Raw genomic sequence first — 15,138 nt, 5'->3', positions numbered from 1 at the left:
TTTTTCATCTGCGAAAGTCTAATTATAATTTAATCTCAACTTTATCTAATTTAACTAATGGCTTTATGCGTTTTATTTCTGCTGTTTCAGTCATTAAACTTCCTCTATTACTAATTAATAATACTTTATTACTATCTAATTTCTTTATTTGTCTTATTTTTCTTTCATTATTATATTCAACTAAACAAATAGAGTTATTTGGTAAATCTTTTATTTTATGACCAAAAGCAATATCTCCTTTAGATATTCTAAAACCTACCATATCATCATCCTGTATTTCTATAAACAAAACTTTATCTTGAGCATAGCCCTCTATCTTATTTGATATTACAGGAAGTTTTCTTTTATCTATTACTTTATTTAAACTATAGTCATAAACTGGTATAGCTTTTAAAATTGATGATAAAGCATCATTCCATACATCCACTGTTTTCTGTTGTACTTTTTTACTTGGAGTAAATTTTTCACTCATTATATTTTCTTCTTCTTTTTCCTCATGATACATTGTTAAGTCATTTAAGTCACTGCCTAAAACTTTAGATGCTTTATCCATTAAAGATTCATTCATTATTTTCTTACCCATTTCTACTTCATTAATGAATTTTTCAGAAACACCCAACTTTTTAGCAAACTTCTTGGTACTCATACCTTTTTGATTTCTTATTGTTTTTATTTTATCTCCCACTCTACTCATTTTACATCCCTCATTCCTCTTTATGCTACTTAATTACTTTTTTTGTTTTTTAAACCATTGTTTTTCTTCTATTAAATGCTGCACTAATTTTTTAAAAGTCCACTCTTTTGATATTTTAGTCACTACAGCCAAAATAGGACTTATAAATTCGCTACTTTGTATTTTAGATACTATTCCTTCAAGCTCTTTATCATTTAAATTGTTAAATAAGATTACTTGTTGATTTGGCAATTCCTTATCATACACTTTAATCATAAGACCATCTATAATATCTTTTATCTTCATATTTGCCATAGTTTCTTCTACTAATTTAATCTTTATATCTCCTAGTTTTCTTAATAATTCCCTTACATATTGTTTCTCATTTTCATCAAATCCATAAATAAGAATCATTTTCTTATTATTCAAAATTTTCATCTTCCCCTCTTTTATTGAATAATTAAGCTATACCCTATAATATTTTTTCTGGTTCATCATATTCAATGCCAAAAGTTTCAACTGTAACTTCTTTCATAACTTGTTCTTCTACTGGTTTATCTCTGAAATCTCTCTCAACATTTACGATTTTTTGTGCTGCCTCTATGCCTTCTACAACTTTACCAAAACCTGCATATTGACCATCTAAATGCGGAGCAGCTCCTACCATTATAAAAAATTGACTACCAGCAGAATTTGGCTGCATAGTTCTTGCCATAGATAATACTCCTTCAGTATGTTTTAAATCATTTTTAAATCCATTAGAAGCAAATTCACCTTTTATTGAATATCCTGGACCACCTACTCCTGTTCCCTGAGGACATCCTGCTTGTATTACAAATCCTGGTATAACTCTGTGAAAACAAATACCATTATAGAATCCTTTATTTATTAAACTTATAAAATTTTTCACTGTATTAGGTGCAGTATCTGGATATAACTCTGCCTTTATTACATCACCATTTTCCATTTTAATAGTAACTATTGGATTTTTCATTTTTATCTCTCCTTTATTACAATATTAATTTTTATTATATAACTCAACTTTCACAGTAAAAAAATACTGCTTAGCGGAGGGAAATGATATATTGCGTAAGAAACATTTGAACAAAGTTTACAAGTTCTTAGCTTTACGAATTTGAAAAAAGTTATTTTTTCAACATGAGTAAAGCTTAGAACTTGTTACTGAAGTGAAAGGTTTCTAAGCAAGATATCATTTTCCGTAGCGGCTATTTTTCACCTGTGAAAGTTTAATTATATAAATTATATCATATTTTATATTATTAGCCATTTAACAAATAAAAACTACAGTAATTTCATTAATTACTGTAGTTTTCAGTTCTAATATATCTTTTCCTCAACCCAATTCATTCTTATCTTTATATTTTTAATAGGATTATCAGTTTTTATATAAATACATCCTTTTGGCAATAATATTATAAATTGCTTTTTTAATATTTCAATAGAACTATTATTACACTTTCGTATAGTACTTATATGAAGTAATTCATCTTTCATTAAATGTAATTTGTCACAAAAAATATAAAAAGCTCCCTGCTTATCTTTATTTAATTTTTCATCCACTTGTTCTCCAACTAATATTTTAAATTCATCATTAGCACATCCTATGTTTATACTATTTATTATACATATGCAGTTACTATTTACTGGATTAATTATAGAGACATTATTAAATTCTTTTTTTCTATTTATTTCAGTATCTATTTGATGTAAACTCAAATTTTCTGTATAATGCTCATCATTTTTTTCTATTACGAACCCCTTCATTTTATCACCTTATTTATCATTTTATTTTCAAAAGATTTTTATAATACTATTTTATTCATTATCAAAAATAAAGTTCGTCCAAAAAATATAAAATAAAAATGAGCAATCATTATAGATCACTCATTTAAATACTCAAATATAATTTAAAAATATATTAAATTTAAATGTTTTTGTCTAATTATTATCTAACTTAAAAAGTTGTACCTAAAACTACTCTCTTATAGTTTCTTATATTTGATAGGTTTTTAACATTAATCTTTGAAAAAATATACTCTCTTCCTAATTTGTTAATAAGATTAGTAAATAAAGTACATAAAAACGTCGTTGGTACTTTTTCAATGTCTTCAAAATCTAATACTATTTGATCATCTAAACAACTTTCTATTACTTGTCTAACAACAATGCCATCTTCAGGATTACAGTAGTTTCCCACAATGTCTTTAACTTTTATTTGTTTCATGAAAAACACCCCCATTTAATATATCTATAATTTCAAAATTTTCTTTCATTTTCCTTCTACTTATAATATATCAAATAGAATATATATTGTCAACACTTTAACAATGTTTTTTGTATTTTTTTTAACAAACATATTTTTAAAAAAAGTTACTAATTTATAAATTAGCAACTTTTTAATGTTTTTTAAACGTTTGTCATAAGTTTATAACTTAAATCATTAACTTTCGGATCTTGAAGTGAGTTATATATATGTACATATCCTTTTTCTTGTTTTTCACTCAATAAATTTAAATTAATTAGTTGTCTTTTTAATTGTTTTGAAGTTCCTAAACTTCCGTCTATTATTGGTATATCCTTATTAACTATTTCATGAATTTGACTTTTTATAAAAGGATAATGTGTACATCCTAACACTATTGAAGCTATTTTGCTTGATTTATAGTCCTTTAATTTTTCAGTAAGATACTTTGTAATCTCCTTTGACTTCAAGTCCCCTTTTTCTATGAGTTCTGCAAGACCTCCACACGGAAATGGAACAATGTCTGCATCTTTTTTATACTTTTCCATAAGTATGTTAAATTTCTTTTCTGATAAAGTAACCGGAGTTGCCATTACTAATATCTTACCTTCCCTATGTAATTCTACTGCAGGTTTCAAAGCTGGTTCTATTCCTATTATAGGTATATCATAGTTTTTTCTTAAATCATCTACAGTTGCGCTAGTTGCAGTATTACATGCAACCAATATAGCCTTAACTTTCTTACTAATTAAAAATTCTACTACATTACTAACTAATTTCTTTAACTCATCTAAATTTTTCGTACCATAAGGAGCATTCTTAGAATCTCCAAAATATATAAAATCTTCATTAGGAAGTACTTTTACAGCCTGCTTTAATACACTTAATCCTCCAATACCTGAATCAAAAACACCTATAGGTTTTTCCTTTCCATTCACTTTGTACACCACCTTACACTAACTTGTTGGAAATTACTTATTAATAAAAACTCTTTATTAGTATTTTAAAACAAAATCTCTATATCCTTAAAATATTTTAACAAATTCAATACTATTATTACAACTTAAATATAAATGAAAAATTCAGCGAAAATTGGTTATAATATACCTTAAGCACTTAAATCATTGCAATATTACAGTAATAACTATATATGAAATTTATTTATGCAAGTCTTTCAATTTGATTGACAATTTTATTAATTTGATGTAGAATTTTGAACATATTATTACGTCATAGGGGGTCGTTGTATGAATGAACTAATTTATACGGTTTCAAAAAATGAACATTCCGAAGAAAAGCTTAAAGAAATTTTATCTTCACATACTGAAATAAAATTTGTATCTTTTGTAGGGGTTGATTTATCAGGTAATGATACTGACGAAAAAATTCCTGTCTCTGTTTTTTTAGACGATATTTCTAACTTCTTAAAAGGTGCTGTTCAAACAGACGGTTCTTCGGTTGTACTTCCAGGAATAGCATCATTAAATAACGCTAAAGTAGATATGATAGCTGATATTGACACTAATTGGTTTATTGACTATAACTTTGAACATATAGATACTAAAACTCACCTTCCTGTTGGTACACTCAGAATTCCTTGTTTTCTTTATCATGATAATAAACCTGTATGTTCTCGTTCTATCTTAAAAAATTCCGTAACCTACTTTAAGTCCACTCTTTTAGAATTATTCAAGAAATATCCTGATTCTCTTTCAAATTTTGATATAAAATATGAAGATATAGATGATATTTCCATAACTTCAGCTACAGAATTAGAATTTTGGGTAAAAACTCCTAACGATGAAGCTCATGTGGAAGAACTTTCAACTTCACAAGTACTTCGAGAACAATATTGGACAAAAACTAGAGGTTCAGTAAGAACTTGTCTTGAACAATTACTAATATATATGGAAAAATACGGCTTCGAACCTGAGATGGGTCATAAAGAAGTTGGTGGAGTTAAAGCTAAAATAGGTGAATCTGGAAATTTAACACATATAATGGAACAGTTAGAGATTGATTGGAAATATTCAAATGCTCTACAAACTGCTGATAATGAAATATTCATTAAAAATTTAGTAAGAGAATTATTTAGACTAAGTGGTTTAGATGTTACTTTTATGGCTAAACCAATTGATGGTGTAGCTGGTAGTGGGGAGCATACTCATATAAGTATAACTTTAAAAACTAAACAAGGAAAAATAATTAATTTATTTACAGCTCCAAAGAAACATTTCCTAAGTATAATTGGATATGGTTCTATAATGGGAATACTAAAAAATTATGAAATAATTAATCCATTTGTTTCTTCAACAAATAATTCTTTAAAAAGATTAAAACCAGGTTTTGAGGCTCCTGTATGTATTGTTACATCTCTTGGACATACAGTAGAAGTTCCTTCTAGAAATAGAACAATACTTCTAGGACTTATAAGAGATTTAGAAAATCCACTATCTACTAGATTTGAACTTAGATCACCAAATCCTCATACTAATACTTATCTATGTATTTCTGCTATGTGCATGAGTATGATTGATGGTATTAGTTATGGTATAATAAATGGAAAAAATGAGGACGATCTCTTAAAAGAACTTTCAAAAAAATACGGTGAAGAAACAGGTTATCTTGAAAAATTCAGAATGTATAGAAGTGAAAAAGACGTATTTGAAGAATATACAGATGAAGAAAGATGTAAATATTTTGGTAAAGCTCCTACTACTGTTTATGACAATATAGTTGCTTTAGAAAAATATCCTGAAAAAGTTGAAATTCTAAAAAAAGGGAATGTATTTACTAACCAATTAATTAATGGATTCAAAATGGGCGCCCTTACTAGATGGACTACAGAAATTAACTGCAGAGTTATAAATAATTACATAAAAGAAGTTCGTAATTGTAAAAAACTTCACTTAGATGATGTAGCAGTTGATTTAGATTTATCTTATTGGATAAAAATAAATGACATTAGAAAATATATAATGAAAGATACTCATAATAAGAAAAGTTTATTTACAAAAATAAAAAAAGCTAGTGATTCTAAAGACTTTTCAGAAGTATCTAACTTACAAATAGAATTAGATTCTAAAATAGATAACCTTAGAGAATTGTATTCTATCTATGAAAAAAATCTATTAGATATCTAACTCAACTTTGTCAGATGAAATACAGTGACTGCGAGAAATGACACATTGCTCTGAAACATCTAACAATATAAAACAAGAGTTCTATTGATAATATGCAATGGAACTCTTGTTTTTGTATTATTATCTTATCTAAAAGAATTAATAATAATAAACTGGATATACTAACAAATAATTGATTTATATCATATTTTTGTTGACAAATCATATACTTAAATATAAAATGTAAATGCAAATAATTTGCATTTACTTTATTTTTTATGGAGGTATAATATGACAAAACCTTTAAAGATATTTTTATTAATTTCATTAACTTGGTGCATTATCTTAACAGGATGCAGCAATTCAACATCTACATCGTATAAAGATAAAAACTCTAAACCTGTTATTGCTGTTTCAATTGTACCAGAGGAAACTTTTGTGAAAGCTGTTGCTGGTAATTTAGTAGACATCGTTACTATGATTCCTCCTGGAAAAAGCCCAACAAATTATCAACCTACGCCAGAACTATTAGAAGATTTTAGTGATGCTTCGATATATTTCACAATAGGTGTCCCCACTGAAAAAGATAATATATTACCAAAAGCTAAAGATTTCAATAAAAATTTAAAAATTATAGATTTATCTAAAAAAGTATCAGGAACTTACAAAGATCGAAAATTTACTTCTGGTGGACGTGATCCTCATATTTGGTTATCACCAAAACGGGTAGAAATTATGATTAATTCAATTAAAGATGAACTTTCTAATATTGATCCTCAAAATAAAGATATTTATAGTAAAAACGCAAAAGCTTATATTAAAAACTTAAATACACTCGATAAAAATATTAAAACTACTTTAAACAATGTTGTAAACAAAACATTTATAATTTATCATCCTTCTTTAGGATATTTTGCTGATGATTACGGTCTAAACATGCTTACATTAGAACAAAACGGTAAAGAAGCTACTCCTCAGGATATGCAAAATTTAATAAATAAAGCTAAGCAAAATAATATAAAAGTTATTTTCTATCAAGCAGAAGTAGATAGTAAACAATGTAGTGCTTTTGCTGAATCTATAAATGGTGAAACAGAAAAAGTTAATCCTCTTGATGGAAATTATATAGAAAATATGAAAAAAATAGCCCATACTTTTTCTAAAACTATAAAGTAAAGAGAGTGATTATATATGAAAAATGTAATTGTGATAAAAAATTTAAGCACATACTACGATAACGTATGTGCTTTATCTAATATTAATTTAACTGTTAAGGAAAAAGATTTTTTAGCTATATTAGGTCCTAATGGTGGTGGAAAAAGTACTTTGTTAAAAAATTTATTAGGTCTTGTAAAGCCTTCAAAAGGTTCTATAAAAATTATGGGTAAAGATTTAAAAAAATGCAAAAATACAATTGGCTATGTTCCCCAATTTTCAAAATTTGATAAAAAATTTCCTATTAGCGTTTTAGATACTGTTTTATGTGGAACTTTAAATAATACTAAAAACTTTTTCCATACTTATACAAAAGAAAATAGAAAATTTGTATCCAATATACTTAAACAATTAAATTTATATGAATTTAAAAACAGGCAAATAGGTCAACTTTCAGGTGGACAATTACAAAGAGTTTTAATTGCTCGAGCATTAGCAGTAAATCCTAAAATATTAATACTAGATGAACCTACTGCAAGCTTAGATGTTAATTCTAAGTCTCAAATTTATTCCATTTTAAAAGACTTAAACAAAACAAAAACTATAATAATTGTAAGCCATGATATTAATGATATATCTTCCTATGTTAATTCTATCGCATGTTTAAACAAGCAATTATATTATCACGGCAATCCTGAATCAAATGATAAAATGATTGAACATATTTATGGATATTCTATAAATCCAATAACTTATAAAATACCTACTGGTATTTTGGAAACTCACAAGGAGTGATTTTTATGATTCATACAATATTAAAATATACCTTTCTTCAACATGCTGTAACTAGTGCAATACTTGCAAGTATTGCTTGTGGAATAATTGGAACAATAATTATTGAAAAAAAACTAGTTATGATGAGTGGAGGAATTGCTCATACAGCTTTTGGAGGAGTAGGTCTAGGATATTTTTTAGGTATAGAGCCTATAATAGGTGCTCTTATTTTTTCTGTTTTATCTGCTCTGGGAATTACCACTATAAAAAGGAAAACAGGTACTAATTCTGATACTTTAATTGGTATGTTTTGGTCTATGGGTATGGCTCTTGGAATATTATTTATATCTTTTACTCCAAGCTATCCTCCTGATATGTCATCCTATTTATTTGGAGATATTTTAACTGTCTCATCTATTGATATAAAAACAATGATGGTATTAGATTTTATAGTTGTATTTACAATTTTATCACTATTTAATGTATTTAAATCTTATTTATTTGATGAAGAATTTTGTTCATCATTAGGAATTAATACCTCTTTACTAGAATATTTATTATTTATACTTATAGCTCTTACTGTAGTTGTACTTATTAGAGTTGTTGGAATAATATTAATCATAGCACTTTTAACAGTACCTCCTGCTATTGCAAAACAATTTTCTTTTAATTTAAAAAATATAATGATTATATCTATATTTTTAGGAATGTTTTTTTGCCTTTTTGGTCTGTGGATTTCTTATAATTTTCATATACCATCTGGAGCATCAATTATTATTCTAACCGTAACTACCTATTTAATAGTATCTTTTGTTAAGAGTATCTTTAAAAAAATTATGTGTAAAAATTAAAATATAAAATAAGTAATTCAACTTTCGCACATAAAAATAATCGCTAAACAGTATTTTTTACTGTGAAAGTTGAATAAGCAAATATTTAAATTGAATGCTGCAGCTGGTTAATCTAATTCAGCTGCAGCATTTATTATATGTTTCTAAATATTACTTGTTTCAACACTGTTAAATTCATCTAGTACTTCTTTTGAAGGTTTTTCACCTAATAAACTAATAATTATTATAGCAATACTTGATACTATCATTCCTGGCACTATCTCATATAACTCAAAAATACCTCCATGTAGGTTCTTCCATAAAATAACTGTTATTCCTCCTGTAATCATTCCTGCAAGCGCACCATTTCTTGTCATTCTTTTCCAAAATATTGATAAAAGTACTACTGGTCCAAATCCAGCTCCAAATCCAGCCCACGCATACGCAACTAATGCCAATACTGAGCTTTCTGGATTTAACGCCAATAAATATGCTACAATTGCTACTGCTATAACCGTTCCTCTACTAATCCATACCAATTCTTTTTGAGAAGCATGAGGTTTAAATACTGATTTATATATATCTTCTGTCAACGCTGAAGCTGTAACTAAAAGTTGTGAATCGGCTGTACTCATAACAGCCGCAAGAATAGCTGCTAATAAAATTCCTGCTATAAATGAAGGAAACATATTATTTACCATAATCATAAACACTTTTTCTGAAGCACTTCCTTGTAAATTTTGTTTTAAATAAACTCTTCCAACAATTCCTATAATTACTGCTGCAGTAAGAGATATTACAACCCAACTCATAGCTATTCTTCGTGCTTTATCAATTTGTTTAGATGATCTAATAGCCATAAATCTAGTTAATATATGAGGTTGCCCAAAGTATCCTAATCCCCACGCTAATAATGAAATAATAGCAATCAAAGATAATGACTCACCTTTATAGTTTGTAAATATATTTAATAAATTTGAATTTATTGATGTTACTTTATCCATTACTGAACCATATCCCCCTATTACTCTTATTGCAGTAATAGGTACAATAGTTATTGCAAAAAACATTAATATACCTTGAACTAAGTCTGTCCAACATACTGCCATGAATCCACCTAAAAATGTATATGAAATAACAACTACAGTTCCAATTGTTAATGCATAAATATATGGTATTCCAAATACTGTATTGAATAACTTTCCTCCTGCCACAAGTCCTGAAGAAGTATATATAGTAAAAAACACTAATATTATCAATGCGGAAACTATTCTTAGAACTTTTGATTTATCTTTAAATCTATTTTGAAAATATGCTGATAATGTTATAGAGTTCCCTGCTATTTCTGTATATTTTCTCAAACGTTTGGCTACTATTTTCCAGTTAATATATGTTCCTAAACCAAGTCCCACTGCTATCCATATAGCTTCTACTCCACTTAAATAAGCATATCCTGGCAATCCCATAAGTAACCATCCACTCATATCTGAAGCTTGAGAACTCATTGCTGTTACCCAACTATTTAAATTTCTACCTCCTAAAATGTATTCAGATAAATTTTCTGTTTTTTTATAATATATAAATCCTATTAATAACATTAAAAATAAATATATAATAAATACTATACTAATAACTACACTACTACTCACTGTTATTCCTCCTTTGATTATTTTAAACAAAAATAAAAAACCTCGTTCCCTATAATAAGGGACGAAGTTATCCGCGTTACCACCCTAGTTAATTTAAAATTTTAATCATATAATTTTAAATTCTCTTTAAAAATAAATATCGGTATTACCCGCCTGAATATACTTAATTTCAATTCAGGTACTCCAGGTCTGGTTCAATACTTATTGGATTAGAAATCTCTCAGCTTAAAATTTCCTCTCTGTGAATCATAAATATTTACTATTACCCTTCATCACTTTATCACTTTATTGTGTTTTGAAATTATTAAAAAAAATAAAAAAACTCCGTTCCCTATAATAAGGGACGAAGTTATCCGCGTTACCACCCTAGTTAATTTAAAATTTAGTCGACCTAATTTCAAATTCTCTTTAAAAATAAATATCGGTGTTACCCGCCTGAATGTACTTAATTTCAATTCAGGTGCTCCAGGTCTGGTTCAATACTCATTGGACTAGAAATCTCTCAGCTTAAAATTTCTTCTCTGTAAATCATAAATATTTACTATTACCCTTCATCACTTTATCATAATTATAATGTTTAACACCTATTTTAGTTCCAAAATCGAATTTTGTCAACACCATTTTTTAAATAATTACCAACTCACTTTCGCAGTAAAAAAATACTGCTTAGCGAAGGGAAATGATATCTTGCGTAAGAAACATTTAATATCAATTAAGAATTAATAATTAAAAATTAATAATGAAGGTTGATTTTTGCTTTAGCAAAAATCTTTAATTATATATTAGTTATTTTACCCTAAGGCAAAATTTCCTTAATTATTAATTATTCATTATTAACTATTCATTATCTTTAAAGTGAAAGGTTTCTAATCAAGATATCATTTTCCGCAGCAACTATTTTTCATCTGCGAAAGTTGAATTACTAACTAAAATTCTGCACTACCTGGAGTTCTTGGGAATGGTAGTACGTCTCTTATGTTTGACATACCAGTTAAGTACATTATCATTCTTTCAAATCCAAGTCCAAATCCAGCATGTTTAGTTTCTCCATATTTTCTTAATTCTAAATACCACCAATAATCTTCCTTTTCAAGTCCTAATTCTTTAATTCTTGCTTCTAAAACATCAAGTCTTTCTTCTCTTTGGCTTCCTCCAATTATTTCCCCTATACCAGGAACTAAAAGATCTGCAGCGGCAACTGTTTTGTTATCCTCATTCATTCTCATATAGAATGCTTTTATATCTTTTGGATAATCTGTTACAAATACAGGTTTATTATATACTTGTTCTGTTAAATATCTTTCATGTTCTGTTTGAAGGTCACATCCCCATTCAACTGGATATTTAAATTCTACCTTCGCTTTATTTAATAAATCAACAGCTTCTGTATATGTTATTCTAGCAAAATCTGAATTCATAACATTTTTTAATCTATCAAATAATCCTTTGTCAACAAATTTATTGAAAAATTCAATTTCTTCTGGTGCATTTTCCATAACATATTTTATTATATATTTAACCATTTCTTCTGCAAGATCCATATCATCTGCAAGATCTGCAAAAGCTATTTCTGGTTCTATCATCCAAAATTCTGATGCATGTCTTCCAGTATTTGAATTTTCTGCTCTAAATGTAGGTCCAAAAGTATAAACATTTCTAAACGCAAGAGCGTATATTTCTGCTTCTAATTGACCACTTACTGTAAGGTTTGCTTGTTTTCCAAAGAAATCTTGTTTGTAATCTATTTCACCTTTTTTATCCTTTGGCAAGTTATTCAAATCAAGTGTAGTTACTCTAAACATTTCTCCTGCACCTTCACAGTCACTAGCTGTTATTATTGGTGTATGCACATATACAAAACCTTTTTCTTGAAAAAATTTGTGTATAGCATAAGCAGCTATTGAACGTACTCTAAATACAGCTGAAAAAGCATTACTTCTAGGTCTTAAATGTGCTATACTTCTTAAATATTCAAAAGTATGTCTTTTCTTTTGAAGCGGATAATCTGATGCTGACTTACCTACTAAAATTATTTTTTTAGCTTTTATTTCAAAACGCTGTTTACTACCTGGAGTCTCTACCAATTCTCCTTCTACTTCTATTGATGAACTAATTGGTAGTTTTGATAATTCTTTAAAATTTTCTAGATTTTCTTCAAATACAACTTGTATGTTTTTAAAGAAGCTTCCATCATTTACCTCTATAAACCCAAATGCTTTTGAAGCTCTTATTGTTCTTACCCATCCAGCTATTTTTACTTCTTTTCCAGAATATTTTGCTGTTTCTCTGTAAATACTTTTAATTAATATTGTTTCCATAATACTGTCCTCCCTTTTTATTTTTTTGCATAATAAAAGCCTTTCATCCCAACGGGACGAAAGGCTACACTTTCGCGGTACCACCCAGTTTGCCATAAAGGCCACCTCAAAAAGTACAAAATAATATATTTTATACTCTCCCACAATAAGGGTTGGGTTCCCTCTAAGTCTACTCTTCTAAATAATTTCGATTAGAAACTCTGAGATGTTCTTCAATATAAGTGATTTGTCAGTCTTCCACCATACCTGACTCGCTAAGAAATCATTCCTATATCTACTCTTCTCTTCATCGTCTTATAATAATATTCTATATAATTCTAAATTATAATATTTTTCAATATGTATGTCAATAATTTGAATCATAATTTATTCAAGTTATTTCATATTGATATTTATTATTACCTATGTAGTAAAGAAATATTAAAATATACGCTTTACATATTCTGTAAATAATTGTATCATAAATCTATATGGTTACACTTGAATATTTATATATTAAAAATTAAGGATGGTGGTATCTAAAATGGTATCTATTTCACTTTCTGAAATTGTAAAAAATCAAAGAACTTTCTTTAAAAGTGGCAAAACTAGAAACCTAGATTTTAGAATTTTACAATTGAAAAAATTAAAAATGGCTATACAAAAAAATGAAGAACTCATATTCAATGCATTGAAAAAAGATCTTAACAAACCAGAAATAGAATCTTATATAACAGAACTAGGTTTATCCCTAATTGAAATTGATAATATGATAAAAAATCTAAAAAAATATGCTAAACCAAAAAAAGTAAAAACCCCTTTAGCATATATAAAAAGTAAAAGCTATATTATATCTGAACCTTTAGGTGTTACTCTTATTATTTCTCCATGGAACTATCCTTTTCAATTAACTATTAATCCTTTGATAGGAAGCATTGCAGCAGGGAATTGTTGTATAATAAAAACTTCTAGTATGTCTCCAAATACTTCTTCAGTTATAAGAACATTTATAAATAATACATTTAATGAAAATTATATCACTGTTGTTGAAAATAAAAAGGATACTTCGTCTATGATATTAAAAGAAAAATTTGACTATATATTCTTTACTGGTTCACCTAGAATTGGACGAATAGTCATGGAATCTGCAGCTAAAAACCTTACTCCTGTAACACTTGAATTAGGTGGAAAAAGCCCTTGTATCGTTGACACAGATATAAACATTAAAAATACATGCAGAAGAATATGTTTTGGAAAATTTTCAAATTCAGGTCAAACTTGTGTTGCTCCAGATTATTTACTAGTAAACAAAAATATAAAAAATGATCTCATAGATGAACTTAAAACTACAATTACAAATTTTTATGGTTCCAATCCCCAAAATAGTAAATACTTTGGTCGTATTATAAACTCTAAACATTTTAATAGATTAAAAAATTTATTACAAGGACAAAACATAATTTTTGGTGGAAAAATGGATGAAAATGAACGTTATATATCACCTACTATACTAGATAATGTTTCTTTGAGCTCTCCTATTATGCAAGAAGAAATCTTTGGACCAATTTTACCTGTAATAGAATATAGCTCTCTGCAAAAAGCTATAGACATCATAAACACTAAATCTAAGCCATTAGCTTTATATATTTTCTCTAAAGATAAAAATGTGCAAAATGTAATTTTACAACGAACAAGTTCCGGTGGTGTATGTATTAATGACACTCTTATCCATATTACAACTGATACCTTACCTTTTGGTGGTGTAGGCGAAAGTGGAATGGGAAATTATCATGGAAAAGCTTCTTTTGATACCTTTTCCCACAAAAAAAGTATATTAAAAAGTCCATTTTCTATAGATACTAAGGTATATCCTCCTTATAAAATCACCTTAGAAAAAGCAAAAAAACTTCTTAAATTTTTATAATATTTCTATCTCTGTTTTTTCAACTAAAGCTTCAGTATTTCCTTCAATATACCTAAGCACATTTTCAATTACACTGTTAGCATGCCTACTGTCATTGCTAACACAAGATATACCTATAACAATGGATTTATGATAATCTTGATTTTCTATTTCTGCAACTGAAACGTTAAATTTATGCTGTACTTTAGCTATTATACTCTTAACTATCATTCTTTTCTCTTTTAAAGAGTGTACCCAATTAGCATATAAATAAATTTTTGCTGTTCCTATTATCAATTCAGACCCTCCTAATGTATCATTTAAAAATTCTTTTAAGTTACTATTAGCATATTTCTTTAATAATATAATTATAACCTTCAAAAAATTTAAAATCCCTTATCATAAAATAAGGGATTTTAAATGCATGTAGAAGTTTTATTACTTCTTCTGCGGAGGTAAATTTGGGATTACC

The 15,138-nt window shown here is 27.4% G+C and carries 14 protein-coding genes and 3 other annotated features; of the genes, 5 read left to right on the top strand and 9 right to left on the bottom strand.

Annotated features, from left to right (window positions below; translation table 11 throughout):
• Positions 1–22: 22 nt before the first annotated feature.
• The 6 genes from ACFIJ5_RS01310 to murI form a co-directional block, all read right to left on the bottom strand.
• Positions 23–694, bottom strand: a complete 672-nt coding sequence (locus ACFIJ5_RS01310; protein WP_379802919.1) for a S24 family peptidase — start codon at positions 692–694, stop codon at positions 23–25.
• A 33-nt stretch (positions 695–727) separates the two neighbouring features.
• On the bottom strand, positions 728–1,102 hold the full coding sequence (locus ACFIJ5_RS01305) for a DUF3783 domain-containing protein (RefSeq protein ID WP_404660955.1): 375 nt from the start codon (positions 1,100–1,102) through the stop codon (positions 728–730).
• A gap of 43 nt (positions 1,103–1,145) precedes the next feature.
• Positions 1,146–1,667, bottom strand: a complete 522-nt coding sequence (locus ACFIJ5_RS01300; RefSeq protein ID WP_379802915.1) for a peptidylprolyl isomerase — start codon at positions 1,665–1,667, stop codon at positions 1,146–1,148.
• Between the two features lie 344 nt (positions 1,668–2,011).
• Complete coding sequence (locus ACFIJ5_RS01295) at positions 2,012–2,458, bottom strand: hypothetical protein (RefSeq protein ID WP_379802913.1); 447 nt, start codon at positions 2,456–2,458, stop codon at positions 2,012–2,014.
• Between the two features lie 190 nt (positions 2,459–2,648).
• Positions 2,649–2,918: an STAS-like domain-containing protein gene (locus tag ACFIJ5_RS01290; protein WP_379802910.1), complete on the bottom strand. Its 270-nt coding sequence runs from the start codon at positions 2,916–2,918 to the stop codon at positions 2,649–2,651.
• Between the two features lie 182 nt (positions 2,919–3,100).
• Positions 3,101–3,874, bottom strand: a complete 774-nt coding sequence (murI, locus tag ACFIJ5_RS01285) for a glutamate racemase (protein ID WP_379802908.1) — start codon at positions 3,872–3,874, stop codon at positions 3,101–3,103.
• A gap of 309 nt (positions 3,875–4,183) precedes the next feature.
• Here murI and ACFIJ5_RS01280 point away from each other — a divergent pair, with 309 nt between their 5' ends.
• The 4 genes from ACFIJ5_RS01280 to ACFIJ5_RS01265 all read left to right on the top strand — a co-directional run bounded on the left by ACFIJ5_RS01280 (position 4,184) and on the right by ACFIJ5_RS01265 (position 8,838).
• Complete coding sequence (locus ACFIJ5_RS01280) at positions 4,184–6,079, top strand: type I glutamate--ammonia ligase (protein WP_379802906.1); 1,896 nt, start codon at positions 4,184–4,186, stop codon at positions 6,077–6,079.
• Between the two features lie 270 nt (positions 6,080–6,349).
• On the top strand, positions 6,350–7,234 hold the full coding sequence (locus tag ACFIJ5_RS01275; protein ID WP_379802903.1) for a metal ABC transporter solute-binding protein, Zn/Mn family: 885 nt from the start codon (positions 6,350–6,352) through the stop codon (positions 7,232–7,234).
• Positions 7,235–7,249: 15 nt separating this feature from the next.
• On the top strand, positions 7,250–8,008 hold the full coding sequence (locus ACFIJ5_RS01270) for a metal ABC transporter ATP-binding protein (protein ID WP_379802901.1): 759 nt from the start codon (positions 7,250–7,252) through the stop codon (positions 8,006–8,008).
• 5 nt (positions 8,009–8,013) lie between these two features.
• Positions 8,014–8,838: a metal ABC transporter permease gene (locus tag ACFIJ5_RS01265; RefSeq protein WP_379802899.1), complete on the top strand. Its 825-nt coding sequence runs from the start codon at positions 8,014–8,016 to the stop codon at positions 8,836–8,838.
• A 143-nt stretch (positions 8,839–8,981) separates the two neighbouring features.
• On the opposite strand, the gene putP is transcribed toward ACFIJ5_RS01265, so the two are convergent.
• Together putP and asnS are read right to left on the bottom strand one after the other, a co-directional pair.
• On the bottom strand, positions 8,982–10,466 hold the full coding sequence (gene putP, locus ACFIJ5_RS01260; protein ID WP_379802897.1) for a sodium/proline symporter PutP: 1,485 nt from the start codon (positions 10,464–10,466) through the stop codon (positions 8,982–8,984).
• Between the two features lie 54 nt (positions 10,467–10,520).
• Positions 10,521–10,748: a binding site (T-box leader), on the bottom strand.
• 54 nt (positions 10,749–10,802) lie between these two features.
• Positions 10,803–11,030: a binding site (T-box leader), on the bottom strand.
• Between the two features lie 362 nt (positions 11,031–11,392).
• Positions 11,393–12,784: an asparagine--tRNA ligase gene (asnS, locus tag ACFIJ5_RS01255; RefSeq protein WP_379802895.1), complete on the bottom strand. Its 1,392-nt coding sequence runs from the start codon at positions 12,782–12,784 to the stop codon at positions 11,393–11,395.
• Positions 12,785–12,833: 49 nt separating this feature from the next.
• Positions 12,834–13,083, bottom strand: a binding site (T-box leader).
• A 224-nt stretch (positions 13,084–13,307) separates the two neighbouring features.
• Between asnS and ACFIJ5_RS01250 the strand changes: the two genes are divergently transcribed.
• Positions 13,308–14,687, top strand: coding sequence for an aldehyde dehydrogenase (locus ACFIJ5_RS01250; RefSeq protein ID WP_379802892.1), 1,380 nt, complete (start codon positions 13,308–13,310; stop codon positions 14,685–14,687).
• Here the strand turns inward: ACFIJ5_RS01250 and ACFIJ5_RS01245 are convergent.
• Complete coding sequence (locus ACFIJ5_RS01245; RefSeq protein ID WP_379809492.1) at positions 14,682–14,963, bottom strand: DUF503 domain-containing protein; 282 nt, start codon at positions 14,961–14,963, stop codon at positions 14,682–14,684. The genes ACFIJ5_RS01250 and ACFIJ5_RS01245 overlap by 6 nt on opposite strands.
• Between the last annotated feature and the right edge of the window lie 175 nt (positions 14,964–15,138).

The sequence above is a fragment of the Haloimpatiens myeolchijeotgali genome (genome assembly GCF_042688525.2).
In the GTDB taxonomy this organism is placed as follows: Bacteria; Bacillota; Clostridia; order Clostridiales; family Clostridiaceae; genus Haloimpatiens.
Note: the sequence above shows the minus strand (reverse complement) of the source record. Positions and strands in the feature narration are given on the sequence as shown.

What these genes read in the sequence shown, in the direction of transcription:
- ACFIJ5_RS01300 (WP_379802915.1), bottom strand. Translation starts at nt 1,667, where the DNA reads ATGAAAAATCCAATAGTTACTATTAAAATGGAAAATGGTGATGTAATA.
- ACFIJ5_RS01290 (WP_379802910.1), bottom strand. Translation starts at nt 2,918, where the DNA reads ATGAAACAAATAAAAGTTAAAGACATTGTGGGAAACTACTGTAATCCT.
- ACFIJ5_RS01310 (WP_379802919.1), bottom strand. Translation starts at nt 694, where the DNA reads ATGAGTAGAGTGGGAGATAAAATAAAAACAATAAGAAATCAAAAAGGT.
- ACFIJ5_RS01270 (WP_379802901.1), top strand. Translation starts at nt 7,250, where the DNA reads ATGAAAAATGTAATTGTGATAAAAAATTTAAGCACATACTACGATAAC.
- ACFIJ5_RS01275 (WP_379802903.1), top strand. Translation starts at nt 6,350, where the DNA reads ATGACAAAACCTTTAAAGATATTTTTATTAATTTCATTAACTTGGTGC.
- ACFIJ5_RS01295 (WP_379802913.1), bottom strand. Translation starts at nt 2,458, where the DNA reads ATGAAGGGGTTCGTAATAGAAAAAAATGATGAGCATTATACAGAAAAT.
- asnS (WP_379802895.1), bottom strand. Translation starts at nt 12,784, where the DNA reads ATGGAAACAATATTAATTAAAAGTATTTACAGAGAAACAGCAAAATAT.
- ACFIJ5_RS01250 (WP_379802892.1), top strand. Translation starts at nt 13,308, where the DNA reads ATGGTATCTATTTCACTTTCTGAAATTGTAAAAAATCAAAGAACTTTC.
- ACFIJ5_RS01265 (WP_379802899.1), top strand. Translation starts at nt 8,014, where the DNA reads ATGATTCATACAATATTAAAATATACCTTTCTTCAACATGCTGTAACT.
- ACFIJ5_RS01280 (WP_379802906.1), top strand. Translation starts at nt 4,184, where the DNA reads ATGAATGAACTAATTTATACGGTTTCAAAAAATGAACATTCCGAAGAA.